Source organism: Kitasatospora sp. P5_F3 (assembly GCF_054049135.1).
Genome location: NZ_JBFUMY010000036.1, coordinates 88,667 through 113,007 on the forward strand (window position 1 = coordinate 88,667; position 24,341 = coordinate 113,007).

25 protein-coding genes and 1 pseudogene are annotated in these 24,341 nt (G+C 72.0%); 18 read left to right on the forward strand and 8 right to left on the reverse strand.

Annotation, left to right across the window (positions count from 1 at the left end; translation table 11 throughout):
- Window positions 1-297 precede the first annotated feature (297 nt).
- The 9 genes and pseudogenes from infC (at window position 298) to ACXJMZ_RS22545 (ending at window position 9,548) form a co-directional block, all read left to right on the forward strand.
- Complete coding sequence (infC, locus tag ACXJMZ_RS22505) at window positions 298-1,065, forward strand: translation initiation factor IF-3 (RefSeq protein ID WP_457031900.1); 768 nt, start codon at window positions 298-300, stop codon at window positions 1,063-1,065.
- A gap of 66 nt (window positions 1,066-1,131) precedes the next feature.
- Window positions 1,132-1,257, forward strand: a pseudogene (locus ACXJMZ_RS22510) (50S ribosomal protein L35); the annotation flags it as partial.
- A 105-nt stretch (window positions 1,258-1,362) separates the two neighbouring features.
- The gene (gene rplT / locus ACXJMZ_RS22515) at window positions 1,363-1,749 is read left to right on the forward strand and encodes a 50S ribosomal protein L20 (RefSeq protein ID WP_057228324.1); all 387 of its coding nucleotides are present in this window, start codon (window positions 1,363-1,365) and stop codon (window positions 1,747-1,749) included.
- 122 nt (window positions 1,750-1,871) lie between these two features.
- Window positions 1,872-2,738: a TrmH family RNA methyltransferase gene (locus ACXJMZ_RS22520; RefSeq protein ID WP_057228322.1), complete on the forward strand. Its 867-nt coding sequence runs from the start codon at window positions 1,872-1,874 to the stop codon at window positions 2,736-2,738.
- A gap of 73 nt (window positions 2,739-2,811) precedes the next feature.
- Entirely contained in the window at window positions 2,812-3,891 is a 1,080-nt protein-coding gene (locus ACXJMZ_RS22525; RefSeq protein WP_057228320.1) for a sensor histidine kinase, read from the forward strand.
- A 189-nt stretch (window positions 3,892-4,080) separates the two neighbouring features.
- Window positions 4,081-5,202 (forward strand): phenylalanine--tRNA ligase subunit alpha, encoded by a 1,122-nt coding sequence (gene pheS / locus ACXJMZ_RS22530; RefSeq protein ID WP_457031862.1) that lies wholly within the window; start codon window positions 4,081-4,083, stop codon window positions 5,200-5,202.
- Window positions 5,202-7,715 (forward strand): phenylalanine--tRNA ligase subunit beta, encoded by a 2,514-nt coding sequence (pheT, locus tag ACXJMZ_RS22535; protein ID WP_457031863.1) that lies wholly within the window; start codon window positions 5,202-5,204, stop codon window positions 7,713-7,715. The genes pheS and pheT overlap by 1 nt, the downstream gene beginning before the upstream one ends.
- A gap of 194 nt (window positions 7,716-7,909) precedes the next feature.
- Window positions 7,910-8,713 carry a chitosanase gene (locus ACXJMZ_RS22540; protein ID WP_457031864.1) on the forward strand — a complete coding sequence of 268 codons (804 nt, stop codon included), beginning with the start codon at window positions 7,910-7,912 and terminating at the stop codon, window positions 8,711-8,713.
- A gap of 94 nt (window positions 8,714-8,807) precedes the next feature.
- The gene (locus ACXJMZ_RS22545) at window positions 8,808-9,548 is read left to right on the forward strand and encodes a DUF4328 domain-containing protein (protein ID WP_457031865.1); all 741 of its coding nucleotides are present in this window, start codon (window positions 8,808-8,810) and stop codon (window positions 9,546-9,548) included.
- A 24-nt stretch (window positions 9,549-9,572) separates the two neighbouring features.
- Here ACXJMZ_RS22545 and ACXJMZ_RS22550 read toward each other — a convergent pair whose 3' ends face one another.
- Window positions 9,573-10,199, reverse strand: a complete 627-nt coding sequence (locus tag ACXJMZ_RS22550; RefSeq protein ID WP_457031866.1) for an HNH endonuclease family protein — start codon at window positions 10,197-10,199, stop codon at window positions 9,573-9,575.
- A 232-nt stretch (window positions 10,200-10,431) separates the two neighbouring features.
- Between ACXJMZ_RS22550 and ACXJMZ_RS22555 the strand changes: the two genes are divergently transcribed.
- The gene (locus tag ACXJMZ_RS22555) at window positions 10,432-10,590 is read left to right on the forward strand and encodes an antitoxin (RefSeq protein ID WP_457031901.1); all 159 of its coding nucleotides are present in this window, start codon (window positions 10,432-10,434) and stop codon (window positions 10,588-10,590) included.
- On the opposite strand, the gene ACXJMZ_RS22560 is transcribed toward ACXJMZ_RS22555, so the two are convergent.
- Window positions 10,547-11,422, reverse strand: coding sequence for a 3-hydroxybutyryl-CoA dehydrogenase (locus tag ACXJMZ_RS22560; protein ID WP_457031867.1), 876 nt, complete (start codon window positions 11,420-11,422; stop codon window positions 10,547-10,549). The two genes, ACXJMZ_RS22555 and ACXJMZ_RS22560, sit on opposite strands and share 44 nt — an antisense overlap.
- 271 nt (window positions 11,423-11,693) lie before the next feature.
- Between ACXJMZ_RS22560 and ACXJMZ_RS22565 the strand changes: the two genes are divergently transcribed.
- From ACXJMZ_RS22565 to ACXJMZ_RS22580, 4 genes are all read left to right on the forward strand, one after another.
- On the forward strand, window positions 11,694-12,512 hold the full coding sequence (locus tag ACXJMZ_RS22565) for an SDR family NAD(P)-dependent oxidoreductase (RefSeq protein WP_457031868.1): 819 nt from the start codon (window positions 11,694-11,696) through the stop codon (window positions 12,510-12,512).
- A gap of 85 nt (window positions 12,513-12,597) precedes the next feature.
- The gene (locus ACXJMZ_RS22570; protein ID WP_457031869.1) at window positions 12,598-13,629 is read left to right on the forward strand and encodes an SPFH domain-containing protein; all 1,032 of its coding nucleotides are present in this window, start codon (window positions 12,598-12,600) and stop codon (window positions 13,627-13,629) included.
- Window positions 13,626-14,525 (forward strand): hypothetical protein, encoded by a 900-nt coding sequence (locus ACXJMZ_RS22575; RefSeq protein ID WP_457031870.1) that lies wholly within the window; start codon window positions 13,626-13,628, stop codon window positions 14,523-14,525. The genes ACXJMZ_RS22570 and ACXJMZ_RS22575 overlap by 4 nt, the downstream gene beginning before the upstream one ends.
- Window positions 14,526-14,643: 118 nt before the next feature.
- A complete protein-coding gene (locus tag ACXJMZ_RS22580; RefSeq protein ID WP_457031871.1) occupies window positions 14,644-15,783 on the forward strand; it encodes a serine hydrolase domain-containing protein in 1,140 nt (379 codons plus the stop codon).
- Here ACXJMZ_RS22580 and ACXJMZ_RS22585 read toward each other — a convergent pair.
- Window positions 15,757-17,127: a tetratricopeptide repeat protein gene (locus ACXJMZ_RS22585; protein ID WP_457031902.1), complete on the reverse strand. Its 1,371-nt coding sequence runs from the start codon at window positions 17,125-17,127 to the stop codon at window positions 15,757-15,759. The genes ACXJMZ_RS22580 and ACXJMZ_RS22585 overlap by 27 nt on opposite strands.
- A gap of 139 nt (window positions 17,128-17,266) precedes the next feature.
- Between ACXJMZ_RS22585 and ACXJMZ_RS22590 the strand changes: the two genes are divergently transcribed.
- Window positions 17,267-18,571: a M64 family metallopeptidase gene (locus ACXJMZ_RS22590; protein ID WP_457031872.1), complete on the forward strand. Its 1,305-nt coding sequence runs from the start codon at window positions 17,267-17,269 to the stop codon at window positions 18,569-18,571.
- Here the strand turns inward: ACXJMZ_RS22590 and ACXJMZ_RS22595 are convergent.
- Window positions 18,561-19,430, reverse strand: a complete 870-nt coding sequence (locus tag ACXJMZ_RS22595; protein WP_457031873.1) for an arylamine N-acetyltransferase family protein — start codon at window positions 19,428-19,430, stop codon at window positions 18,561-18,563. The two genes, ACXJMZ_RS22590 and ACXJMZ_RS22595, sit on opposite strands and share 11 nt — an antisense overlap.
- Before the next feature lie 18 nt (window positions 19,431-19,448).
- Between ACXJMZ_RS22595 and ACXJMZ_RS22600 the strand changes: the two genes are divergently transcribed.
- Window positions 19,449-20,012: an HD domain-containing protein gene (locus tag ACXJMZ_RS22600; protein WP_457031874.1), complete on the forward strand. Its 564-nt coding sequence runs from the start codon at window positions 19,449-19,451 to the stop codon at window positions 20,010-20,012.
- Between the two features lie 7 nt (window positions 20,013-20,019).
- Here the strand turns inward: ACXJMZ_RS22600 and ACXJMZ_RS22605 are convergent, their stop codons facing one another.
- Window positions 20,020-20,532 carry a GNAT family N-acetyltransferase gene (locus tag ACXJMZ_RS22605; protein WP_457031875.1) on the reverse strand — a complete coding sequence of 171 codons (513 nt, stop codon included), beginning with the start codon at window positions 20,530-20,532 and terminating at the stop codon, window positions 20,020-20,022.
- Between ACXJMZ_RS22605 and ACXJMZ_RS22610 the strand changes: the two genes are divergently transcribed.
- Both ACXJMZ_RS22610 and ACXJMZ_RS22615 read left to right on the forward strand, forming a co-directional pair.
- Window positions 20,531-21,526, forward strand: coding sequence for an endonuclease/exonuclease/phosphatase family protein (locus tag ACXJMZ_RS22610; protein ID WP_457031876.1), 996 nt, complete (start codon window positions 20,531-20,533; stop codon window positions 21,524-21,526). The two genes, ACXJMZ_RS22605 and ACXJMZ_RS22610, sit on opposite strands and share 2 nt — an antisense overlap.
- A gap of 12 nt (window positions 21,527-21,538) precedes the next feature.
- The gene (locus tag ACXJMZ_RS22615) at window positions 21,539-22,696 is read left to right on the forward strand and encodes a methyltransferase (RefSeq protein ID WP_457031877.1); all 1,158 of its coding nucleotides are present in this window, start codon (window positions 21,539-21,541) and stop codon (window positions 22,694-22,696) included.
- On the opposite strand, the gene ACXJMZ_RS22620 is transcribed toward ACXJMZ_RS22615, so the two are convergent.
- From ACXJMZ_RS22620 to ACXJMZ_RS22630, 3 genes are all read right to left on the reverse strand, one after another.
- Window positions 22,693-23,088, reverse strand: coding sequence for a VOC family protein (locus tag ACXJMZ_RS22620; RefSeq protein ID WP_457031878.1), 396 nt, complete (start codon window positions 23,086-23,088; stop codon window positions 22,693-22,695). The genes ACXJMZ_RS22615 and ACXJMZ_RS22620 overlap by 4 nt on opposite strands.
- A 124-nt stretch (window positions 23,089-23,212) precedes the next feature.
- Window positions 23,213-23,905: a Clp protease N-terminal domain-containing protein gene (locus tag ACXJMZ_RS22625; protein ID WP_457031879.1), complete on the reverse strand. Its 693-nt coding sequence runs from the start codon at window positions 23,903-23,905 to the stop codon at window positions 23,213-23,215.
- A gap of 49 nt (window positions 23,906-23,954) precedes the next feature.
- Window positions 23,955-24,275: a hypothetical protein gene (locus ACXJMZ_RS22630; protein ID WP_457031880.1), complete on the reverse strand. Its 321-nt coding sequence runs from the start codon at window positions 24,273-24,275 to the stop codon at window positions 23,955-23,957.
- Between the last annotated feature and the right edge of the window lie 66 nt (window positions 24,276-24,341).

Genomic DNA, 24,341 nt, shown 5'->3' on the forward strand with positions numbered 1-24,341 from the left:
AGGCCCGAGAGGGCAACCGCGAAAGTCTCCCACCCGATCGTCCTCGCGGTCGACGGGTCCGGTCCGCGACACCTGAGCCGCAAGGTTCCAGCGAGTCGCCGAGCAGCGCACTTCGCGAGAAGGGTGCCGCCCCCCGGTTGTGGAGCCCCGCTTGTACCGAGCGGGGCTTTTTTCGTGTCGCGGTGCGTACGCCAGTGGGCAGCGCAGCACGAATGAAGCCCCGCCCAGTGGTCGAGTCCACTACGTGCGACCGCCTTCCGACGGCCGCATCGCAGAAGGTGCAACCAAGGAGGCCCCATCAGCACCGAGCCCCGCATCAACGACCGGATTCGCGTCCCCGAGGTGCGACTCGTCGGTCCCAGCGGCGAGCAGGTCGGCATTGTGCCGCTTGCCAAGGCGCTGGAGCTCGCGCAGGAGTACGACCTCGACCTGGTCGAGGTCGCGGCGACCGCCCGGCCGCCGGTGTGCAAGCTCATGGACTACGGCAAGTTCAAGTACGAGTCGGCCATGAAGGCCCGTGAGGCGCGCAAGAACCAGGCGCACACGGTCATCAAGGAGATGAAGCTCCGGCCGAAGATTGACCCGCACGACTATGACACCAAGAAGGGTCACGTCGTCCGGTTCCTCAAGCAGGGTGACAAGGTCAAGATCACGATCATGTTCCGCGGTCGTGAGCAGTCCCGCCCCGAGCTGGGCTTCCGACTGCTGCAGCGGCTGGCGAACGACGTCCAGGACCTGGGCTTCGTGGAGTCCTCGGCCAAGCAGGACGGCCGAAACATGATCATGGTTCTTGGTCCGCACAAGAAGAAGACCGAGGCGATGGCCGAGGCTCGTGCGATCGCCGACGCCCGCAAGGCGGAGCGTCAGGGTCGCACCGGTAGCTTGGACGACGTCCTGGACGACGCCGACGACGCCGCTCTCGAGGCCGAGAACGCGGCGCTCGAGGCGGAGGCGGACGACGACGACGACACCGATGAGGTGGACGTCGACGAGACCGCCGAGGTCGAGGCCGAGACCGAGACCGCCGAGGTCGAGAAGCCGGCCGAGACCACTCAGGACGCCTGAGCGGTTCGGTCAACGAGGTAGTGGGGCGTCCCGCCCCACCCACCAGATCCATCCAGTCCCCGCCCGCGCGGTAACGCGGGCCGTCGCCACCTGCTCGAGCACAAGCCGTCGACGCTGACCCGCAAGCTGGCCGGCACCGTCGTGGTTTCCCCCAATGACGTGAAGAAGATCAAGAAGCTTCTCGGCAAGTGATCGCCTCCTGCGGCCGATGGCCGCGGGACCCCGGCTGATCCTTTCCGACCCATTCGTTTACGGACCGCGTGAAGTAGTCCGTGGTCCAATCCAAGGAGTAATGAAGTGGCACGCGTCAAGCGGGCAGTAAACGCCCACAAGAAGCGCCGGGTCATCCTCGAGCGAGCGAAGGGTTACCGCGGCCAGCGGTCGCGCCTGTACCGCAAGGCCAAGGAGCAGGTCACCCACTCGCTCGTTTACAACTACAACGACCGCAAGAAGCGCAAGGGTGACTTCCGCCAGCTCTGGATCCAGCGCATCAACGCTGCGGCCCGTGCCAACGGCATCACGTACAACCGCTTCGTGCAGGGCCTGAAGATCGCGAACGTCGAGATCGACCGGAAGATGCTGGCCGAGCTGGCCGTCAACGACCCGGGCGCGTTCGCCACGCTCGTCGAGGTCGCCCAGAAGGCGCTGCCCGAGGACGTCAACGCCCCGCGCGTCGCCGCCTGAACCTGATCCTTCCGAGGATCGGCAGCACAGCTGACTCACCCAGACCCGCAGGTTCGCCTGCGGGTCTGCGTGCTTTAGGCCCTCCTGACACACCGTCACCGCGTCACCCCAGAGACGAGACCATGCAGAGCACCGAACCTCCCCTGCTCACCTCCCTGCGTTCGCCCCGGGTGATCGCCGCACGCAAGCTGGCCAAGCGCAACCAGCGGAGCAAGGAGCGGCGCTTCCTGGCCGAGGGCCCGCAGGCGGTGCGCGAGGCGGTCGCGTACGGGCGGCTGGCGGGCTCGGGGGAGCACGCGGTGGTGGAGATCTACCTCACCCTGGAGGCGGCCGAGCGGCACGCCGAGATCGTGGACGCGGCGCTGGCCGAGGGCCTGCCGGTGCTCACCGCGACCGACGAGGTGATCGGCGAGATCTGTGACACCGTCACCCCGCAGGGCATCGTGGCGCTCTGCCGCTTCCTGGACACCCCCTTCGAGCAGGTGCTCGGGATGAAGCCGCAGCTGGTCGCCGTACTGGCGCACGTGCGCGACCCCGGCAACGCGGGCACCGTGCTGCGGACCGCCGACGCCGCCGGGGCGGACGCGGTGATCCTCACCGACGCCTCGGTGGACCCGTACAACCCGAAGGCGGTGCGGGCCTCGGTGGGCAGCCTGTTCCACCTGCCGTTCGCGGTCGGCGTGCCGGTCGAGGAGGCGGTCGCCCGGCTGCGGGAGGCCGGCGTCCGGGTGCTGGCCGCCGACGGCGCGGGGGACCGGGACCTCGACCAGGAGCTGGACGAGGGCACCCTCGGCGCGCCCGGGGCCTGGGTCTTCGGCAACGAGGCCTGGGGCCTGCCGGAGCAGACCCGCGCACTCGCGGACGAGGTGGTGCGCGTGCCCATCCACGGACACGCCGAGAGCCTCAATCTCGCTACGGCCGCCGCCGTGTGCCTGTACGCCTCCGCGCGCGCCCAGCGGTCTCCCGGAGGGTGTCGCGCGAAGGGGTAGGGGCGCTAGGGTCGGACAGTGGGGGCACGTACACGGTGGGTAAGGCCCGGAGGGTCTAAGGGGAGGGCAACCCATGGTCGGCACCGAACTGGACTTGGACGACCTGCCGGACGGGCTGGTGGTCGCCGACGCGTCCGGTGCGGTGGTCCGTTTCAACCGGGCCGCCGCCCGGCTGACCGGCGTCCGGCCGGAGGCGGTGCTGGGCATGCCGCTGGAGCAGGCGCTGCCGCTGGAGGACCTGGACGGCCGCCGCTGGTGGCCGCTGACCGATCCGTACGGCGGCCTGCCGATCAGGACCGGGCAGCCCGAGCGGAATCTGTTACTGCCCGGCAGCCGGGAGGTGCTGGTCTCCGCCCGGTACGTCCGGGAGCAGCCGCGCGGCCCGGTCCGGCAGGTGGTGGTGGCGCTGCGCGGCACCGAGGCGCGCCGGCGGACCGAACGCAGTCACGCCGAACTGATCGCCACCGTGGCCCACGAGCTGCGCTCCCCGCTGACCAGTGTGAAGGGCTTCACCAAGACGCTGCTGGCCAAGTGGGAGCGGTTCACCGACGGCCAGAAGCGGGTGATGCTGGAGACCGTGGACGCGGACGCCGACCGGGTCACCCGCCTGATCGCCGAGCTGCTGGACATCTCCCGGATCGATGCCGGCCGGCTGGAGCTGTACAAGCAGGTGGTGGACCTGCCGGCCGCGGTCCGACGGCACGTGGACGGCAAGCTGGCGGCGGGCATCGCGGCCGACCGCTTCGACATCCGGATCGAGCAGCCGCTCACCCAGCTCTGGGCCGACCCGGACAAACTCGACCAGGTGCTGGCCAACCTGCTGGAAAATGCCGTGCGGCACGGTGAGGGAACTGTCACGATCGAGGTGGCGCCCGCCAAGGAAGTGGTCGAGAGCGCCGGTCGGGAACGAGTCCTGGAAGGGACGGCGGTGACGGTGAGCGACGAGGGCAGCGGGATTCCGGAGGAATCCATGCCGCGCGTCTTCACCCGCTTCTGGCGCGGCTCCAAGCGCGGCGGCACCGGCCTCGGCCTCTACATCGTCAAGGGCATCGTGGAGGCCCACGGCGGCACCATCCGGATCAGCCGGGCGCCCTCCGGCGGCGCCTGCTTCCGATTTATCCTGCCCGCCGGAGTGCCCGACTTCATGTTGTAGAAGTCCTGGCCCGGCGGGCGGTTCGCAGGCTGCGACTACACTCGACCTTTGCGTTGTGTGACGCCCTGCGCGGCTGTGCCGCGGACACCCTTCCCAAGACACGGGAGCGGCTGCCCGTGCCCCGGCCACGCAGTGCGTAGCGCAAGGGCCAGGCACCCCTTCACGAGCAGGAGCACGGGAAAGATAGCGATGTCGGCACCCAATAAGTCCTACGACCCGGTAGAGGTCGAGGCACTCAAGCCCGAAGAGGTCGAGCGAGCCAGGGACGAGGCCCTCGCGGCCTTCGCCGCGGCCGGCACCCTCGAGGAGCTCAAGCAGGCCAAGGTAGCGCACACCGGCGACCGTTCGGCCCTGTCGCTCGCCAACCGCGAGATCGGCGCGCTGCCCCCGCAGGCCAAGGCGGCGGCCGGCAAGCTGATCGGCCAGGCCCGCGGCGCGGTGAACCAGGCGCTGGCGAAGCGTCAGGTCGAGCTGGAGGCGGAGCGGGACGCCCGCGTGCTGGTCGAGGAGGCGGTGGACGTCACGCTGCCGTACGACCGCACCCCGCGCGGCGCCCGGCACCCGCTCACCACGCTGGCCGAGCGGATCGAGGACACCTTCGTCGCGATGGGCTACGAGGTCGCCTCGGGCCCCGAGGTCGAGGCCGAGTGGCTCAACTTCGACGCGCTCAACCTGCACGAGGACCACCCGGCCCGGTCGATGCAGGACACCTTCTTCGTCCAGGCCCCGGACGGCTCCGCCGACTCCGGTGTGGTGCTGCGCACCCAGACCTCCCCGGTGCAGATCCGCACCATGCTCGACCGCGAGCCGCCGCTGTACGCGGTGAGCCCCGGCCGGGTCTACCGGACGGACGAGCTGGACGCCACCCACACCCCGGTGTTCCGCCAGGTCGAGGCCATCGCGGTGGACGAGGGCATCACCTTCGCCGACCTCAAGGGCACCATCGAGCTGCTGGTCGAGAAGCTGATCGGCGGCGGCCTGGAGCTGCGCTGGCGGCCCTCGTACTTCCCGTTCACCGAGCCGAGTGCCGAGATCGACCTGCAGTGCTTCGTCTGCCGGGGCGAGAGCGTCGGCAACCCGGACCGCCCCTGCCGGACCTGCTCCTCCGAGGGCTGGATCGAGCTCGGCGGCTGCGGCGTGGTCAACCCGCGCGTGCTGGTCGCCTGCGGGGTGGACCCGCAGGTCTACAGCGGCTTCGCGTTCGGCCTCGGCCTGGAGCGCATTCTGATGAACCGCCACAACGTCGCCGACATGCGCGACATGGTCGAGGGTGACGTCCGCTTCACCCTCCCGTTCGGGATGGAGATCTGATGCGCGTCCCGCTTTCCTGGCTGCGCGAGTACGTCGACCTTCCGGCGGGTGAGAGCGGCCGCGACGTCGCCGCCCGCCTGGTCCGCGCCGGTCTCGAGGTGGAGACCGTCGAGCAGCTCGGCGCCGACCTCAAGGGCCCGCTGGTGGTCGGTCAGGTGCTCTCGATCGAGGAGCTGGCCGGCTTCAAGAAGCCGATCCGGCACTGCTTCGTGAACGTCGGCGACGCCAACGGCACCGGCGAGCCGCAGGAGATCGTCTGCGGCGCGACCAACTTCGCCGTCGGCGACAAGGTGGTCGTGGTGCTCCCGGGCGCCGTGCTGCCCGGCCCGTTCCCGATCGCCGCCCGGCAGACCTACGGCCACACCTCGGCCGGCATGATCTGCTCCGCCCGCGAGCTGGGCATGGGCGACGACCACAACGGCATCATCGTGCTCCCGCCGGAGTACGAGCCCGGCACCGACGCGATCGAGCTGCTCCAGCTGGTCGACGAGGTGCTGGACATCGCGGTCACCCCCGACCGTGGCTACTGCCTCTCGATGCGCGGGGTGGCCCGTGAGGCCGCCGCCGCGTACGGGCTGCCGCTGGCCGACCCGGCGCTGCTCGACGTGCCGCCGGCCAACTCCTACGGCTACCTGGTCAAGGTGGCCGACCCGGCCGGCTGCGACCGCTTCGTGGCCCGCACCGTCACCGGGGTGGACCCGGCCGCGCAGTCGCCGCTCTGGCTGCAGCGCCGGCTGCAGAAGTCGGGCATCCGCCCGATCTCGCTGACCGTCGACATCACCAACTACGTGATGCTGGAGGTCGGTCAGCCGCTGCACGCGTACGACCGCAGCCGGGTGGACGGGCCGATCCAGGTCCGCCGCGCGGCCGAGGGGGAGACCCTCACCACGCTGGACGGCGTCAAGCGGAAGCTCTCCGCCGAGGACCTGCTGATCTGCGACAACTCCGGCCCGATCGGGCTGGCAGGTGTGATGGGCGGCGCCTCGACCGAGATCGTCGACCCGGTGACGGACCCGGAGACCGGTGTCACCACCGGATCGACCGAGATCATCATCGAGGCGGCGCACTTCGAGCCGGTCACCATCGCCCGCGCGGCGAAGCGGCACAAGCTGCCCTCCGAGGCGTCCAAGCGCTTCGAGCGCGGCGTCGACCCGGAGGCCGCCCGGGCCGCCGCGCMGCGCGCGGTGGACCTGCTGGTGCTGATCGCCGGCGGCACCGCCGAGGCGGGCGTCACCGACATCGCGGCGCCGCACCCGGTGCGCACCATCGCGATCCACGCGGACCTGCCGGACCGGGTCGCGGGCACCGAGTACGGCCGCGAGACCGTCACCCGGCGGCTGCAGGAGATCGGTGCCACCGTCGCGGGAGCCGACATCCTCGAGGTCACCCCGCCGAGCTGGCGGCCCGACCTGACCGACCCGTACGACCTGGCGGAGGAGGTCATCCGGCTGGAGGGGTACGACAACGTCCCCGCCCGGATGCCGATGGTGCCGCCGGGCCGGGGTCTGACGGAGGCTCAGCGCTTCCACCGCAGGACCGGCGTGGTGCTGGCCGGTGCGGGCTTCGTCGAGGTGAACAACTACCCGTTCATCGGCGAGGCGGCGCTGGACGCGCTCGGCCTGGACGCGGGCGACGCCCGCCGACGGACCGTCAAGCTGGTCAACCCGCTGAACGACGAGGAGCCCTCGCTCCGTACCTCGCTGCTGCCGGGCCTGCTCGGTGCGCTGCGACGGAACATCGGCCGGGGCAACACCGATCTGGCGATCTTCGAAATGGGCACGGTCTTCCTGCCCAAGCCGGAGCTGTCCGTGGCTCCGCGACTGCCCGTCGACCGCCGTCCGAGTGCGGAGCAGCTGGCCGAGCTGGACGCGGCGCTGCCGCACCAGCCGCGCCGGGTGGCCGTCGCGCTGGCCGGCGAGCGGCTGCCGTCCGGCTGGTGGGGCAAGGGCGCCGGCGCCTCCTGGGCGGACGCCGTCGAGGCGGCCCGTACGGTGGCCCGCGCCGCCGGGGTCGAACTGACGGTCCGCCAGGCGCAGTACGCGCCGTGGCACCCGGGCCGGTGCGCCGAGCTCTCGGTGGCCGGCACCGTGGTCGGCCACGCCGGTGAGCTGCACCCCCGCGTCATCAAGGCGCTGCACCTGCCGGAGCGCACCTGCGCGATGGAGGTCGACCTGGACCTGCTGGGCGCCGACCTGTCCGGCCGGGTCTCCGGCCCGCCGGTCTCCGGCTACCCGGTGGCCACCCAGGACGTGGCGCTGATCGTCGACACCGCCGTCCCCGCCGCCGAGGTGGAGACCGCGCTGCGCGACGGGGCGGGCGAACTGCTGGAGTCCCTCCGGCTGTTCGACGTCTTCACCGGCGAGCAGGCGGGCGAGGGCAAGAAGTCGCTGGCGTACACGCTGCGGTTCCGGGCCATGGACCGGACGCTGACGGCGGACGAGGCCACGGCCGCCCGCGAGTCGGCGGTGGCGGTCGCCGCGTCCCGTACGGGTGCGGTGCTGCGCGGCGCCTGACGGTCGTATCTGCAGGTCAGCAGGGCCCTGTCCCCGGTTCGCCGGGGGCGGGGCCCTGTGTTGTTTCTGGATCAACTGCCGGATTTTTGGTGCAAGTTGTGGTCTGGCTCTTGCGGTCGGGGTGGTGTGTCCGCTTCAATCATCGCCAGTTAGGAAAGTTTCCTAACACACTTCGGCCCCACGGAGCGCCCCCCATGTATGCGCTGAACCGTCGTACCGCCATCACCGGCCTGCTGGCCGCCACCGTCTCGCTGACCCTGCTCGGCGGCACCTCCCAGGCCGCCGCCGTCGGTCTGGACGACCCCGCGAAGAAGGAGATCGCGATGAAGCTGGTCTCCAGCGCGGAGAACTCCTCGCTGGACTGGAAGTCCCAGTACAAGTACATCGAGGACATCGGCGACGGCCGTGGCTACACCGCCGGCATCATCGGCTTCTGTTCCGGCACCGGCGACATGCTCGACCTGGTCGAGTACTACACCGAGGTCAAGCCCGGCAACATCCTGGCCAAGTACCTGCCCGCGCTGCGCAAGGTGGACGGCACCGAATCGCACGCCGGCCTCGGCTCCGCCTTCGAGCGCGACTGGGCCACGGCCGCCAAGGACTCGACCTTCCAGCAGGCCCAGAACCACGAGCGCGACCGGGTCTACTTCAACCCGGCGGTCAAGCAGGGCAAGGCCGACGGCCTGCGCGCGCTGGGCCAGTTCGCGTACTACGACGCCATCGTGATGCACGGCAACGGCGGCGACTCCACCAGCTTCGGCTCGATCCGCAAGCGCGCCCTGGCCAAGGCCAAGACCCCGGCCCAGGGCGGCGACGAGACCACCTACCTGAACGCCTTCCTGGACGCCCGGAAGTGGGCCATGCAGCAGGAGGAGGCGCACAGCGACACGAGCAGGGTGGACACCGCCCAGCGGGTCTTCCTGAAGGCGAAGAACTTCGACCTCAACCCGCCGCTCAAGTGGAAGGTCTACGGCGACAGTTTCAGCATCAACAGCTGACGGATAACGTTTGGAAATCCGGCCGGGAGCTGTGGTCCGATGTCCGCTGCGATCCCGCCACCCGGCGGGCACCACAGACTGGACACCTCCGATCATGCACTCCGACGGCACCACCACCGCGCAGCCACCCCAGTGGCAGGGCCCGCCACCCGCCCTGACGGCGTATCGGTCGCCGCGCGGCCTCGCGGTGGCGGCCTCGGTCCTCGTCGGGGTGGTGGCGCTCGCCGACCTGCTGGACGCCGCGATGGCCTTCGTGGTCCGCGGTGACTACCAGCGGCTCGTCGACGAGCCGGGGCTGTCCGAGGACGTCGCGGTCAACAACGCGGTGGTGTGGGCGGGAACGTCCATGCTGGAGGTCGTGGCGCTGGTGGCCGCCGGCGTGGTCTTCGCCTGCTGGTTCGTCCGGATCCGGAAGAACGCCGAGCTGCTGGCCCCGCAGGCCCCGCACCGTCGGGGTGCGGGCTGGGTGGTCTGGGGCTGGATCGTCCCGGTGGTCTCGTTCTGGTTCCCGTTCCAGATCGCCCGGGACTGCTGGCGGGCGAGCGCACCGAAGGGTGATCCGTGGGGCTCGGAGCTGGTGCTGCGCCTCTGGTGGGCGGCGTGGCTGCTGTCGCTGGCCGTCGGCCAGGCCGCCCAGCGGCTCCTCGGCGCTGCGGAGACGCCGGAGGCGTACGTCACCGGCTTCGGGGTGACCGTGGTGGCCGACCTGGTGGACGTGGTCGCGGCGGTGCCGGCGATCCTGGTGCTGCGCCGGCTGACGGCGCTTCAGGACGCCACGGCGGTCCGGGCCGCAGCGGAGTACCGACCGGCGGCCTCCTGGCAGTGGCAGGCCTGACGGGCGATCGATCGGGGGCGTGGGCTAGTGGGAGCTCAGGGCCGACTTCTCGGCGCTGTCCACGGTGAGGTTGTAGTAGTACTTCACCTGCACCCAGGCGCGCACGTAGGTGCAGCGGTACGCGGTGCGCGGCGGCAGCCAGGTGGCCGGGTCCTGGTCGCTCTTGCTCTGGTTGCTGTTGTCGGTCACCGCGATCAGCTGAGGCCGGGTCAGGTCGTTGGCGAAGGCCTGCCGCTGGGCGGTGGTCCAGGCCCAGGCGCCGGAGCGCCAGGCCTCGGCGAGCGGGATCATGTGGTCGATGTCGATGTCGCTCGAGGCGGTCTCGGTGATGCCGTCGTACTGGCTGTACCAGGAGCCGGAGGTGGCGGCACAGGTGGAGCTGGTGACCACGTTGACGCCGTCCCGCTTGAGCACCGTCTCGCGGGTGTCGCAGGAGCCGGAGACGGTGCTCCAGTGCGGGAAGAGCGCGCGGTCGTAGGTCGAGGCGTGCGAGTCGGCGGCGACGGTCAGCGAGGCCAGGTAGGTCCGGGCGGTGGCGGCCGACACCGGCGTCGGCAGGGCGGCCTGGGCGGGGGCGGCGATGCCGAACAGGGTGGCCGAGGCCAGGATGGCGGCACCGGCCGCAGCGGCGGCGCGACGAACTCGGGACATGGCGAACTCCAGTACTCGACAGGGGAGTTGGACCACCCGGGGGAGTCGGGTGGATGCGCTCCGCCATCATGGGGGGCCACTGGTTTACGCGGGTAGACCCGGGAGGTAAATTTCTGACGGTGACTCTTCACCGAAGCTGCCTGCGGATGCGGTCGGCGGGGGCAGCAGTGATCCTTGGAGGATCCGATCGCTGCACAGGAAGGACCGAGCCGTGTTCGACAAGCTGAAGAGCATGATGAAGGGCCACGAGGACACCGTGCGGACGGGAGTCGACAAGGCGGGAGACGCGGTCGACGAGAAGACCGGCGGCAAGTACAGCGGCCAGGTCGACACCGCCCAGCAGAAGCTCAACGAACAGCTCGGCAGCCAGGAGCCGCCCGCACCGCAGTAAGGCGCGCACGACAGGGCCCCGTACCGAYCATCCGGGAGAGCAGCGGGGGAGCGGCGTACAGCTGCTCCTTGTACTCGTCGTACATCGAGTCGGCGATCGACAGGATGGTGTCCAGGCCGATCAGGTCGCAGAGGCGGAGCGGGCCCATCGGGTGGGCGCAGCCGGCCTCCATGCCCTTGTCGATGTCGGAGGCGGTGGCGACGCCCGACTCGAACATCCGGACGGCCGAGAGCAGGTACGGCACCAGCAGGGCGTTGACCACGAAGCCGGCCCGGTCGCGGGCCCGGATCGGCTCCTTGCCGAGCACCTGGACGGCGAAGTTCTCGGTCCTCGCGGTGGTCTCGGCGGAGGTGGTGAGGGTCGGGATGACCTCGACCAGGCGCTGGACCGGGGCGGGGTTGAAGAAGTGCAGGCCGATCACCTGCTCCGGGCGGGAGGTGGCGGCGGCCAGCTTCACGATCGGGATCGAGGAGGTGTTGGAGGCCAGGATGGCGTCCCGGCGCTCGATCACCTGGTCCAGGGTCTGGAAGATCTTGTTCTTGATCTCCTCCTGCTCCGCCACCGCCTCGACCACCAGGTCGCGGTCGGCGAAGTCGCCCAGGTCGGTGGTGAAGGCGATCCGGGAGAGGGTCTCGGCGCGCTGCTCCTCCGTCAGCTTTCCGCGCTGGACGGCGGTGGCGAGCGAGTTGCCGAGCCGGGTCCGGCCGAGCTCCAGGGCCTCTCCACTGGCCTCCGAGACCAGCACGTCCAGGCCCGAGCGGGCGAAGACCTCAGCGATGCCCGACCCCATGAGGCCGCAGCCGACTACTCCGACGCGCGCGATGTCACTCACTCAGTTGCCCTCTTCACGGTGGAGCTGGGGGTGCCCAGCATGCGTTACGACGGAGGCGCGCCGGTGTCGTGGCCGTACGTGCCGCCCGGACGACGGTACTACCCGGCTACCGGCGAGTTCATCTCCGGTCCGGGATGTGATCTTCGTCGGGTGCCGCGAGTACGAATGCTGAGCCGATCGGATGACAAGCGGCCCGGTCGGGCCCGTGATCCAACTCGGGCGGCCGGAAGGCCCGAAGAATACGGAGCAGTCGAGGAGGGAGTACGCACGCATGCCTACGGGATCACTCGCAGGACAGGTCGCGCTGGTCACCGGAGCGGGCCGCGGGATCGGGCGGGAGATCGCCATCGGGCTGGCCGCCGAGGGGATGGCGGTGGGGCTGGTCGGCCGCAACCACGGGACGCTGGTGGAGACTCTCCGGCAGTGCGTACGGCACGGCGCGCGCGGGGTCGCCGTGACGGCGGACGTGACCAGGCCGGGAGCTGTCCGGGAGGCTGTCCGGGCGGTCGAGCGCGACCTCGGGCCGGTCGACCTGCTGGTCAACAACGCCGGTCAGGTGGACCGGGAGGAGGTGCCGGTCTGGGAGACCGACCCGTCCCAGTGGTGGCAGGTGGTGGAGACCAACCTGCGCGGCCCGTACAACCTGCTGCGCAGTGTGCTGCCGGGGATGGTCGAGCGCGGCCGGGGCCGGGTGGTGAACCTCAACTCCGGGTTCGCGCTGCGGCCGGACGGGCACTACACCGCGTACGCCACCTCCAAGGGCGCGCTGCTCCAGCTCTCCGACAACATCGCCGACTCGCTGGCCGAGCACCACGTGGTGGTGCTCGACATCAGCCCGGGCGCGGTGCAGACCGATATGACGGCCGGCATGCCGATGTTCCAGGACATGAAGGCCTGGGGGAGCATCCCGTACATGGTGGCGGTCATGGTGGACGCGGCCCGGGGGCGGTTCGACGCGCTGCACGGCCGGTTCATCCACGCGGGCCGGGACAACCTGGAGCAGCTGGTGGGCCGGGCCGAGGAGATCCGCGAGGCGGATGCCAGGACGCTGCGGCTGCGGCCGTACGGCGAGGACGACCCGATGGGCTGAGAGAGCCGTTTTCGTCCTATTGACGATAAAGGGATCGAGCCCTTATCGTCATGGGGACGATTAAAGCTGTCCAGAGGGGGACCCCATGGCCGACATCACCAGGCGCTTCGGCTTCCGGCATCTACGGGCCGCGCCGACCTCGCACGTACGGCACCTGCGCCGGGGGCAGCTCGCCCACGACGGCACCGGGCTGGCGTTCTGGTTCCGGCCGCGCACCGCCGCGATCTCCGAAGTACCGGCCGACGACCGCGAGTTGGCGATGCTGTTCCACGCCAGCACGGCGGACTTCCAGGACCTCACCGTCCAGGCCGCCGTGACCTACCGGATCGTGGACGCCGCGGTGGCCGCGACCCGGGTGGACTTCGGCATCGACCCCGACACCGGACACTGGCGGGCCGAGCCGCTCGACCAGCTCGGCACGCTGCTGACCGACATAGCCCAGCAGTACGCCCTGGAGCTGATCGCCCGTACCTCGCTCGCCGAGGCGCTGGCCGACGGCATCACCGCGCTGCGGAACCGGATCAGTGAGGGCCTGGCGGACGAGCAGCGCCTGTCCGAGACCGGGCTCTCGGTGGTGGCGGTGCGGATCACCGCGTTGCGGCCCGAGGCCGAGATGGAGCGCGCACTGCGCACCCCGACCCGGGAGCAGGTCCAGCAGAACGCCGACGCGGCCACCTACGAGCGGCGGGCGGTGGCGGTCGAGCGGGAGCGCGCGATCGCCGAGAACGAGCTCGCCAGCCAGATCGAACTCGCCCGTCGGGAAGAGCAGTTGGTCGAGCAGCAGGGCGCGAACGCCCGTCGGCTGGCCGAGCAGAACGCGGCCGCCGACGGCATCAGGGCCGAGGCCGAGGCGGTCCGCCGGACCCGGCTCGCCGCCGCGGAGGCGGAGGCCGCCCGGATCCTGGCCAGTGCGCAGGCCGACTCCGACCGGGACCTCGGCGCCGCAAAGGCCGAGGCCGAGGCCGCCTGGCTGACGGCGCATCAGCAGGCAGGACCGGAGGTGCTGCGGGCACTGGCGCTGATCAGGCTGGCCGAGCACCTGCCGAACATTGACAGCATCACGCTCACCCCCGACGTGCTGACCGGCCTGCTGACCAGGCTCGGCGCCGACCGGTGAGCCTGGCACCCCGGGTGGTGCTGGTGCACCGCCGCACCGAGTACGAGGAGTTGCTCGCCCGGCACGGCTCGCGCGGGCAGGCGTCGTTCTTCACCGGCTCGCGCGGCCGCTCGCTGGCGGAGGTGGAGGAGCGCCACCACCGTTCGCTGGCGGCGCTCGCCGAGGTGGCCGGCGCGGTACCGCTGGACTGGCGGCGCAGCCGGGTGGAGCGCGCCGACCTGGACCGATTCCTCTTCGGCCCCGAGGACCTGGTGGTCGTGGTCGGTCAGGACGGGCTGGTGGCCAACGCCGCCAAGTACCTCTCCGGCCAGCCGGTGATCGGCATCGACACCGAGCCGGGCCGCAACCCCGGCGTGCTGGTCCGGCACCGGCCTGACCAGACCGGACGGCTGCTGCGGGCCGCCGTCGGTCCGGACGGCGAACGGCAGTTGGAGGAGCGCACCATGGTGGAGGCGGTCGCCGACGACACCCAGCGGCTGCTCGCCCTGAACGAGATCTACCTCGGTCAGAGCGGCCACCAGACCTCCCGCTACCGGCTCGCCGCCGGGGACGGGCCGGAGGAGGCACAGGCCTCCTCGGGTGTGCTGGTCGGCACCGGGACGGGGGCGACGGGGTGGTGCCGCTCGGCCGCGCTGGAGCGGGGCAGCGCGCTGCCGCTGCCCGGGCCGACCGCCGCCGCGGTGGCCTGGTTCGTCCGGGAGGCCTGGCCCTCGCCCGCCACCGGCACCGAGCAGGTGCAGGGCCTGCTGGCACTCGGCGAGGGGCTGACCCTGACGGTCGAGTCGGACCGGCTGATCGCCTTCGGGGACGGCGTGGAGTCGGACGCGCTGCAGCTGAGCTGGGGTCAGACCGTCCGGGTGGGGGTGGCGGCGCAGCGGCTGCGGCTGTTCGCCTGACGGCTGCTCACTCTCGGGAGGGAGGCCGTTCACGCCGGTGGGGGAGGGCGGGGCGGTGCTCCGAGCGGCAGAGTTCTCGGTGTCGGGAGGGGCCCGGCGCGGGGAACGGGAGGTAGTCATGGGTGCTGTTCGGATGCTGCGGATTGCTGCTGCCGGGGTGCTGGCCGGTGCGATGGTGATCGGTGCGGCGCCCACTGCCTCGGCCTCGGTCGTGGCTGGTACGGACACCTGGCAGGGTGGGCTGGACAGCCTGGTCGCCGCCGGCGCCACCTCCGCTATCGCCGAACTCCGCCAGGACGGGCGCACGGTGTGGCGTGGCGGCGCGGGGGTGAGCGAGCTGGGCAGCGGGCGGCCGGTGGCCGAGCAGGGGCGGTTCCGGATCGGCAGCGTGACCAAGCCCTTCGTCGCCACCACCGTGCTCCAACTGGTCGGCGAGGGACGGCTCGCACTCACCGACACGGTGGAGCAGCACCTGCCCGGACTGCTGCCCGGCGGCGCTGGGGTGACGGTCCGCCAACTGCTCAACCACACCAGCGGGCTGGCCGACTTCACCAAGCACCCCGACCTGGCCTTCACCGACGAGGAGTCGATCCGCCGCTGGGTGGCCGAGGGCCGCTGGGACGGCTACCAGCCGCGCGAGTTGGCCGCCCTGGCCGCCGCGATGCCCGTACATTTCCAGCCCGGTGAGCGCTGGGAGTACTCCAACACCAACTACGTGATCGCCTCGATGCTCGTGGAGCAGGTCACCGGCCACCGCTGGGAGCAGGAGGTCCGGGACCGGATCGTCCGCCCGCTCGGGCTGCGGCACACCGACTTCCCCCGGGACTCCGCCCGGATCCCCGGCCCGCACGCGCACGCCTACTTCGACCTGCCGGAAGGCCCGGCCGACGTCACCGAGTTCAACCCCTCCGCCGTCGGCGCCGCCGGGTCCGGGCTCTCCACCACCGCCGACCTGGACCGCTTCCAGTCCGCCCTGCTCGGCGGCGAACTCCTGCACCCCGCCGAGCAGGCCGAGCTGCTGCGCACCGAGACGGTCCGCCCCGGCGTCGGCTACGGGCTCGGCCTGCAGCGGATGGACTCCCCGTGCGGGCCGCTCTGGGGCCACACCGGCAGCACCAAGGGCTTCCAGACCGCGATGGTCGGCACGGCGGACGGCCGCCGCCAGATCAGCGTCTCGTACGTCCCGTACGACCACACCAAGGGCGCGGTCCAGCAGCAGGCCCTGATGGGGCTACTGGTCGGCTCCCTCTGTGCCTAGACCGACCGGCGGTTGGGCCGGGCCGGGGCCGAGGGTGGTGGTGCCCGGGGCGGCGCGGTGGCCGAGGCCGGTGCGGTAGACGTCGAGGGCGAGGTCGGTCCGGCCGGTGCGGCGGTAGAGGTCGCCGAGCAGGCGGCAGAGGTCGGCCAGATCGCCTGCTGCGCCGGTCTGTTCGAGCAGCGAGAGGGCGCGGACGTAGTGCTCCTCGGCATCCTCCGGGGTGCCCTGCTCCTCGGCGATCAGGCCGAGCAGGCGGTGCGCCCCGGCGGCGTGCACGGCGCCCCGGTGCGGGCCGAGGCGGTCGAGCAGGGCGTGCAGCAGCTGGCCCGCCTCCTGGTGGCGGCCCCGGCGGCGGAGCACGTCGGCGAGCTCCACGTCCACCTGGTGGGTGAAGAGTTCGGCCTGCTGGACGGTCAGCATCTGGCGGGCGGTGCGCAGTTCGTGCTCGGCCAGGTCCAACTGGCCTGCCTGGGCGTGCACATAGCCGCGCATCCAGTGGCACTTGGCCAGGTCGGAGCTGAGTCTGAGCCGCTGGTAGAGCTGTTGGGCGCGGGCGAGCGAGGCGTCCGCCTCGGTGATCCGGCCGGCCGCGATCAGGGTGCGGGCGACGCTCCGGTGCAGCCCGGCGACCAGCGCCGGGTCGGTGGCGGTGGGAGCCAGCGCGAGGGCCAGCTCGGCGGCCTGGGCGGCGCGGGTGTGCGCGCCCATGTCCATGTACGGGCCGATCACGGCGGCGTAGAGCAGCAGCAGGGCGTCCGGGTCGGGCAGCCCGGTGGCGTTCAGCTGGTCGATCGCGGTCTCCAGCAGGTAACAGGAGTACCGGAGTTCGCCGGAGAGCAGATACGCCACGGCGCGGCCCCTGACGGCGGCGGCGCGCTGTGGCAGCGGCTGGTCGGCGAGCAGCTGTTCGGCCGCCTCGAAGTGCTCCCTGGCCTGCTCCAGCCGCCCGCTCTCCAGCGCGCACTCGCCGAGCCCGAGCAGGGCGGCGGAGCGGACGGCGGCCACCTCCTCGCGCTCGGCCCGCTCCAGCACGGCGGCGAAGCCCTCGGCCGCCGGGCCAGGGCGGCCGGCCGCGAGCAGGGCCTGGGCCTCGGTGAGGGCGAGCCGCAGTTCGGTGGCCAGCTGGGCAGGACGGCCGGTGGCCAGCTCGTCCTGGGTGACGCCGAGTCGCTCGGCGAGGTAGCGCAGGGCGGTCTCGGAGGGACGGACCCGGCCGGCCTCCAGGGTGGAGACGTACGCGGCGGTGTACCCGTCGCCGGCCAGTGCCCGCTGGGTCAACCCGCGTTCCCGGCGCAGCTGTTGCAGTCGCTGCCCGATGGCTGCGGCGTCGGTCCGGACCGTCATGCCCATGTCCTCCCAGGTCATCAGCCGGTGGTGTCCGCCAGTGCGGTCCGCCCCATTGTCGGGGCCCCGGTGGGTGGCCTACATTAACTCACCACTTAAGTCTGATTAACCGTCAACTTACCTCCCCGGGAGGACCCTCGTGCACCGCAGCAGAATCAGCACCCTCGCCCTGGCCGGCGCGCTCGCCCTGGCCGCGCTCGGCAGCACACCCGTCGCAGCCGCCCCCGCTCCGGTGACCCGTCCAGGCCACCAGGTCGAGAGCTTCGCCGAGGACGGCACCATCTCGCGGGCCGAGGCCCCGGCGGCCTCCCCGTTCACCGCCCCGCCTGCGCTCTCGGCAGCGGCCGGAGTGACCGGGGACGGCACTGTGACCCCGATCGTGCAGAGCGGCGCCACCGCCGCCAAGCTCGACATCGTGATGATCGGGGACGGCTACACCGCCGACCAGCAGGCGAAGTTCCTGACCGACGCCACCGCGAAGTGGCAGCAGATCTCGGCCGTCGAGCCGTACAAGACCTACCGCGGCCTGTTCAACGTCTGGGCGGTGGAGGCGGTTTCGGCTGAGTCCGGGGTGAGCGGCGACCCGGACAAGGCCACCAAGCGGCAGACCGCGCTCGGCTCGTACTTCTGGTGCGACGACGTCGAGCGGCTGCTCTGCGTGGACACCGACGCGGTGGAGCGGTACGCCGCCAAGGCGCCGCAGGCCGACCTGGTGGTCGTGGTGGCCAACAGTGCCAAGTACGGCGGCGCGGGCTACAACGACGTGGTCTCCTCGCTCGGTTACTCCGGCATCGCCACCGTGGCGGGCGGCAACGCCCAGTCCGGACAGATAGCCGTGCACGAGACCGGCCACTCGCTCGGCCTGCTCGCCGACGAGTACTTCTACGAGGGCCAGGGGAGCTACCAGGGCAAGGAGCCGACCGAGGCCAACATCTCGAAGCAGACGGCCGCCCAACTGCGCCGCAGCCACACCAAGTGGTACCGCTGGCTCGGCCAGACCTCGCCGGACGGCGGCACCGTGGGCGCCTACCTCGGCGGCGGCTACTACCCGCAGGGGCTGTACCGGCCGACCGACAACTCGATCATGCGGTCGCTCGGCCGGGAGTTCAACCTCCCCGGCCGGGAGGCGATGATCGCCGGGTTCTACCGCTACGCCAGCACGCTGGCCAGCGCCACCCCCGCCTCGGCGCAGCTCACCGCCGCCGACCGGCTGAGCGTCGAACTACCGGTGTCGGGCACCCAGTTGCGGTGGTACCTGGACGGCCGCGAGCTGACCGCACTGCGCGACCGCACCGAACTCGCCCTCACCGAGCTCAAGCTGACCGGCCCGAAGAGTCGCCCGCACCAGCTCACCGCCGTGGCCAGCGACCTGACCACCGCCGTCCGCGACCCCGAACTGCGGGCGGGCCTCACCGACTCGCTCAGCTGGCAGGTCACCCGCTGACCGGCTCGGCCGCGACCGCTCGCTCACCGGCCCAGTCCAGGTGAGCGGCGTGCACCTTGCGCCACAGGCGGTCGCGGTCGGCCCGGCCGATCTCCGCGAGGGTGAGGCCGAAGACGTCCGCGAGGGCGGTGAACCACTCGGCGGGATCCAGGAGTTCGGTCTCGGTGCGCCCGGTGGCGTCGGTGCGGCTCAGCACCAGGCCGCGCAGTCCGTCCGTCCCGTCGGCATCCCGGCGCTGCGCACAGGCCCGGTGCACGAACGGGGAGTCGGGCGAGGTCGAGAGCCAGGTGTGCCGGTCCAGGAAGTCGGCCCGGTCGGCGGGCTCCTGACGGAAGTCCATGCCGAGGAACGAGCCCTGCGGGTGGTGGTTGAAGCGCCAGCCGCCGGGCTCGGCCGCCGAGGGCGCCAGGCCGAAGGCGAACGGCCCCTGACGGTACGTCCCCTCACTCAGCGGCAGCGGCTCGTGCAGCGCGTCGCCGAGCCCGGTGTCCGCGAACCAGCGCCCGCCCTCGCACTCCACCGTCAGCGCCAGGTGGTTGGCGTTCGCCCCGGCCGGGGCAGCGGGGGTGGGCTGGACCCCGGCGACGTGCCACGTCACCCGGTAGCCGAGGGCGGTCAGCAACGCGGCGAACGCCCCGTTGAGATGGAAGCAGTACCCGCCCCGCCCGGCGAGGATCCGCCGCACCGAATCGACCGGCTCGATCGTGGTCGGCCGACCCAGCTGGATCTCCAGATTCTCGTACGGGACCCGCTCGACGTGGGCCCGGTGCAGCGCGAACAGCCCCTCCGTCGTGGGCCGCCCCGGCCGGTCCACCCCGAGCCGCCGCAGGTACCGGTCGACCATCGCGTCAGTCAGCATGCGTGCACACTAATCGGTATGACCATCAGCCAGCCCCGGCTTTACGCCCTCCCACCCGGCATCGAGGACCTGTACGCCGAACTGACCGCCCCGCCCCGGCTGGTGGCCCACCTGCGGCTGGTGCACGACGTGGCGGCCCGGCTGCCGGCCGGCTTCGCCGAGGTCTGGCCGGAGCTCACGGTGGACACCGAGGCCGTCCGGTTCGGCGCGGCCACCCACGACCTGGGCAAGGTCCGCCACCCGGAGGAGCTCAGCCGGCCCGGTGCGCTGCACGAACCGGCCGGGGAGCAGCTGCTGCTGGAGCTCGGTTTCCCGCCGGAGGCGGCCAGGTTCGCCGGTTCGCACGCCTCCTGGACCCGCCCCGGCATCAGCACCGAGGAACTCCTGGTCAGCCTCGCCGACAAGGTCTGGAAGAACAGCCGGATCGCCGAACTGGAGGACCTGGTCGCCGTCCGGATCTCCGAAGCCACCGGCCAGGCGCCCTGGGAGGTCTTCCTGCGCCTGGACGACCTGCTCGGCGCGATCGGTGCGCAGGCGGACGAGCGGCTCGCGTACCAGGCGGCTCATCCGCTGGTCGGGTGACTGGCGGTCAGGTCACCTCCTCCGCCAGCAGGTCCATCAGCAGGCCGTCATGCCAGGCTCCGTCCGCGCCGCGTTCGTAGGCCCGCATCACGCCGACCGGGCGGAAGCCGACCTTTGCGTAGCAGCGGATCGCGGCGGCGTTGTCGGCGGCCGGGTCGATCACCAGGCGGTGGAAGTCCAGCGTGGTGGTGAGGTGCCTGGCGAGAGCGCGGACGGCGTCGGTGCCCAGGCCCTGGCCGTGCACGGCGGGGTCGAGGAAGATGTCGATGCCCGCGTGCCGGTAGTCCGGTTCGTTCTCCGCGTGCCACTGGACGGCGCCGACCACCCGGCCCGCGTGCTCGATCGCGAACACCTCGGTCCCCGGGTCGGCCAGGTCCTCGGCCACCTCGGCGGGCAGGTCGCCCGTACCGCGCCAGCGGGCGAACACCTCCGGGGTGGCCCGGATCGCGGCCAGCGGGGCGACGTCCTCGGCGGTGGCGGGGCGCAGCGTGACGGCGGTGCCGTACAGCGTGGTCGACATGCACCGGACGTTACCCGCCCCGGCCGGAACCGGCCCGCCCGTTCCTGACCTCCTGTCAGCTGTGGACACGGAGATATGGCGGCGAGGACGACTGGTGGCCGGGACGGCCGTACTGGTGACGGCGCTGCTGCTGTGGCCCTGGCTGCTGCCCAACCGGCCGGGGCGGCTGGGCAGCCTGCTGGAGACCTTCCTGCCCTGGCTCGGCCTCGTGCTGCCGGTCCTGCTGCTGCTCGCGCTGCTCCGCCGGTCCGCCACGGCGGGCCTGGCGGTCGGGCTCGCCGCGCTGGTCTGGGCTGCGCTGTTCCTCCCGGCCGCAGCCGACAGGGACGGGGGCGGGCTGACGGTGGTTCAGCACAACGTGGACGACGCCAACCCCGACCCGGCCGGCACCGCCCGGACCCTGGCCGACAGCGGTGCGGACCTGGTCGCCCTGGAGGAGCTGCTCCCGGAGCGGCTCGCCGACTACCAGGCCGTGCTCGGCGCCGACCGCCCGTACCGCGCGGTCGAAGGCACCGTCGGCCTCTGGTCCAGGTACCCGCTCACCGACGTCCGGCCGGTCGACCTCAAGCCGCGCGGTCTGACCGCCGACTGGCGCCGGGCCCTGCGCGCCACCCTGCACACCGAGCAGGGCGAGACGGCGGTGTACGTGGTCCATCTGCCCTCGGTCCGGCTCGGCCCGGGCGGCTACGGCACCGACCGCCGGGACGAGAGCGCCCGGCTGCTGGCCGCCGCCCTCGCGGCCGAACCGCTGCCCCGGGTGATCCTGCTCGGCGACCTCAACGGCACCCTGGACGACCGGGGCCTGGCCCCGGTCACCGGCCTGCTCGGGGAGGGGGGACGCCGGGAGCTCAGCTGGCCCCGGAGCTTCCCGCTGGCCCGGATCGACCACGTGCTGACCAGGGGCGCGGCCGTGACCGGCAGCTGGACCCTGCCACCGACCCGCAGCGACCATCTGCCGGTGGCGGCGCGGATCGACCTGGCCCGGCTCGGATAGCCTGGGCGAACGATGGAAAGTTTCACGACGTCATGGGGCGAGTTCGAGCTGAGCCGCTTCCCCGAGGACCCGCGCGACCGCCTCCGGGCCTGGGACGCCGCCGACGAGTACCTGCTCCGGCAGCTGCACGGGATCGACGGGGCCCCGCCGGTGGACCTGAGCGGGCGGGTGGTGGTGCTCGGCGACCGTTGGGGCGCCCTGGCCACCGCGCTGGCCGCGCACCGGCCGACCCAGATCTCCGACTCCTGGCTCGGCCGCCGGGCCACCGCCGAGAACCTGGCCCGCAACGGCGCCGAGCCGGGCGCGGTCGAGCTGCTCACCACTCAGGACCCGCCGCCGGAGCGGATCGACGTGCTGCTGGTCCGGGTGCCCAAGAGCCTGGCGCTGCTGGAGGACCAGCTGCACCGGCTGGCCCCCGCCGTCCACTCCGGCACGGTGGTGATCGGGGCCGGCATGGTGACCGAGATCCACACCTCCACCCTGCACCTGTTCGAGCGGATCCTCGGCCCGACGAAGACCTCACTGGCCGTCAGGAAGGCCCGGCTGATCCACTGCACGCCGGATCCGGCGCTGCCCAGGACCGTCAGCCCCTGGCCGATCAGCTACACCCTCCCCGCCGACGTCGGCCCGGTCTCCGGACGGACCGTCACCAACCACGCGGGCATCTTCTGCGCCGAACGCCTCGACATCGGCACCCGCTTCCTGCTCGCCCACCTCCCGGCCACCACCGGGCCGAAGCGGATCGCCGACCTCGGCTGCGGCAACGGCGTGGTCGGCACCGCCGCCGCGCTGGCCAACCCCGAGGCCGAGCTGCTCTTCGTGGACGAGTCGTACCAGGCCGTGGCCTCCGCCGAGGCCACCTTCCGGGCAGCGCTCGGCCCGGCCGCGAAGGCCGAGTTCACGGTCGGCGACGCGCTCGCCGACGCCGAACCGGACTCGCTCGACCTGGTGCTCAACAACCCGCCGTTCCACACCCACCAGGCCACCACCGACGCCACCGCCTGGCGGATGTTCACGACCGCCAAGCATGCGCTGCGCCCCGGCGGCGAGCTCTGGGTGATCGGCAACCGGCACCTCGGCTACCACGTCAAGCTGCGCCGCCTGTTCGGCAACTCACAGGTGGTCAGCAGCGACCCGAAGTTCGTGCTGCTCCGGGCCGTCAAGAACTAAGGCTGATTCATCGCGTTCATCGCGGCCCGGTCGGACTCGCTGCGGAGCACGCAGAACTCGTTGCCCTCCGGGTCGGCCAGGACCGCCCAGCCGGAGCCGTCGGGATTCCGGCGATCGGCGACCAGGGTGGCACCGAGGCCCAGCAGCCGTTCCACCTCCTGCTCGCGCGAGGTCTCGGGGCGCAGACAGAGATGGATCCGGTTCTTCACCGTCTTGGGCTCGGGCACCTGGTTGAAGTACAGCACCGGGCCCTCCGCCAGCAGCACCTGGGTCTCGTGGGCGCCCGGTGCGTCCTCCGGATCCATCGGACGGCCGGTCACCTCGCTCCAGAACCGGGCCAGCTCATAGGCATCCGCACAGTCGATCGCCACGTTCTGCACTACCAGGACCATGGGCGCCAGCCTTCCTGATCTCCTCGCCGAACGCCACCGAACCGCGTTCAGCCCCCCGACGGGCCGTCAGGGGGCTGGGTCCAACGCCGAGTCCGACGCCGAAGTCGGCCGGGCCGGGGCCTGGTCAGTCCTGTTCGAGAACGAACTGCTCGGTGGCCGCCTTGCTGACGCCGAGCCGGCCGAGCAGCCCGTCCGTCCCTTCCAGCTCCAGCAGGGCGAGCAGGATGTGCTCGGTGCCCACGTGGTTGTGGCCGAGTCGGAGCGCCTCACGGAACGTCAGCTCCAGCGCCTTCTTGCCGCCGGCGTCGTACGGGATCAGCCCCGGCACGTCCGCCACCGGCGCGGGCAGGACGACGCTGACGGCCGCGCGGACCGCCTCGGGCGTGACGCCCTGGGCGGCCAGCGCCCGGGTGCCGGTCGACTCGGGGACGGCGAGCAGGCCGAGTGCCAGGTGTTCGGCGCGGATCTCCTGGTTGCCGGCGGAGCGGGCCTCCTCCTGCGAGGCCACCACCGCCTGGCGGGCCCGGTCGGTGAAGCGGCCGAAGCCCTGGTTCGGGTCGAGGTCGCCGGGCTCGCCCGGGTCCTTGGCCACGAAGCGCTTCTGGGCGGCCTGCCGGGTCACGCCCATGCTCTTGCCGATGTCGGTCCAGGAGGCGCCGGAGCGCCGGGCCTGGTCCACGAAGTGGCCGATCAGGTGGTCGGCGAGGTCGCCGAGGTGGTCGGCGGCGATGACGGCACCGGAGAGCTGGTCCAGGGCGTCGGGGTGCACCTTCTTGATGGCGTCGATCAGGTCGTCGAGTCGCACGGGAATCGTCATGCGTCAACGATAGGTTGACGCATCCCCTAATGTCAACCGCCAGTTGACACTATGGGAGAGTCAGGGGGCTGAGTTCGGTCGGTACCCCGCGCTGCCGCGGCCGGAGTTGCAGGTACGCCAGCTCCGTCCTGGTGCCCGTCCGGCCGTCCCGGCCGAGCTCCGCCGTCAGCTCGCGGGCCTGGGACAGCGAGACGGTGTCCTCGGGCGCGGGCCCCTCGCCGGAGTGCTCGCACCGGTACGTACCGCAGGCCGCGCAGCAGAACTCGGCGTCCGACCACAGCCGGTCCCGCAGCAGGAACTGGTTCACCTGTCGCACCCCCATGGCGCCGCACTCGCATCGCGCGGCGATCCGCGCCGTCTGACCGTCCATCAGGACCTCCCCTGGTGTGGGGCCGATCCTCTCGCGGTCGGCACCGCCCGCGCGAGCGGGTTCACG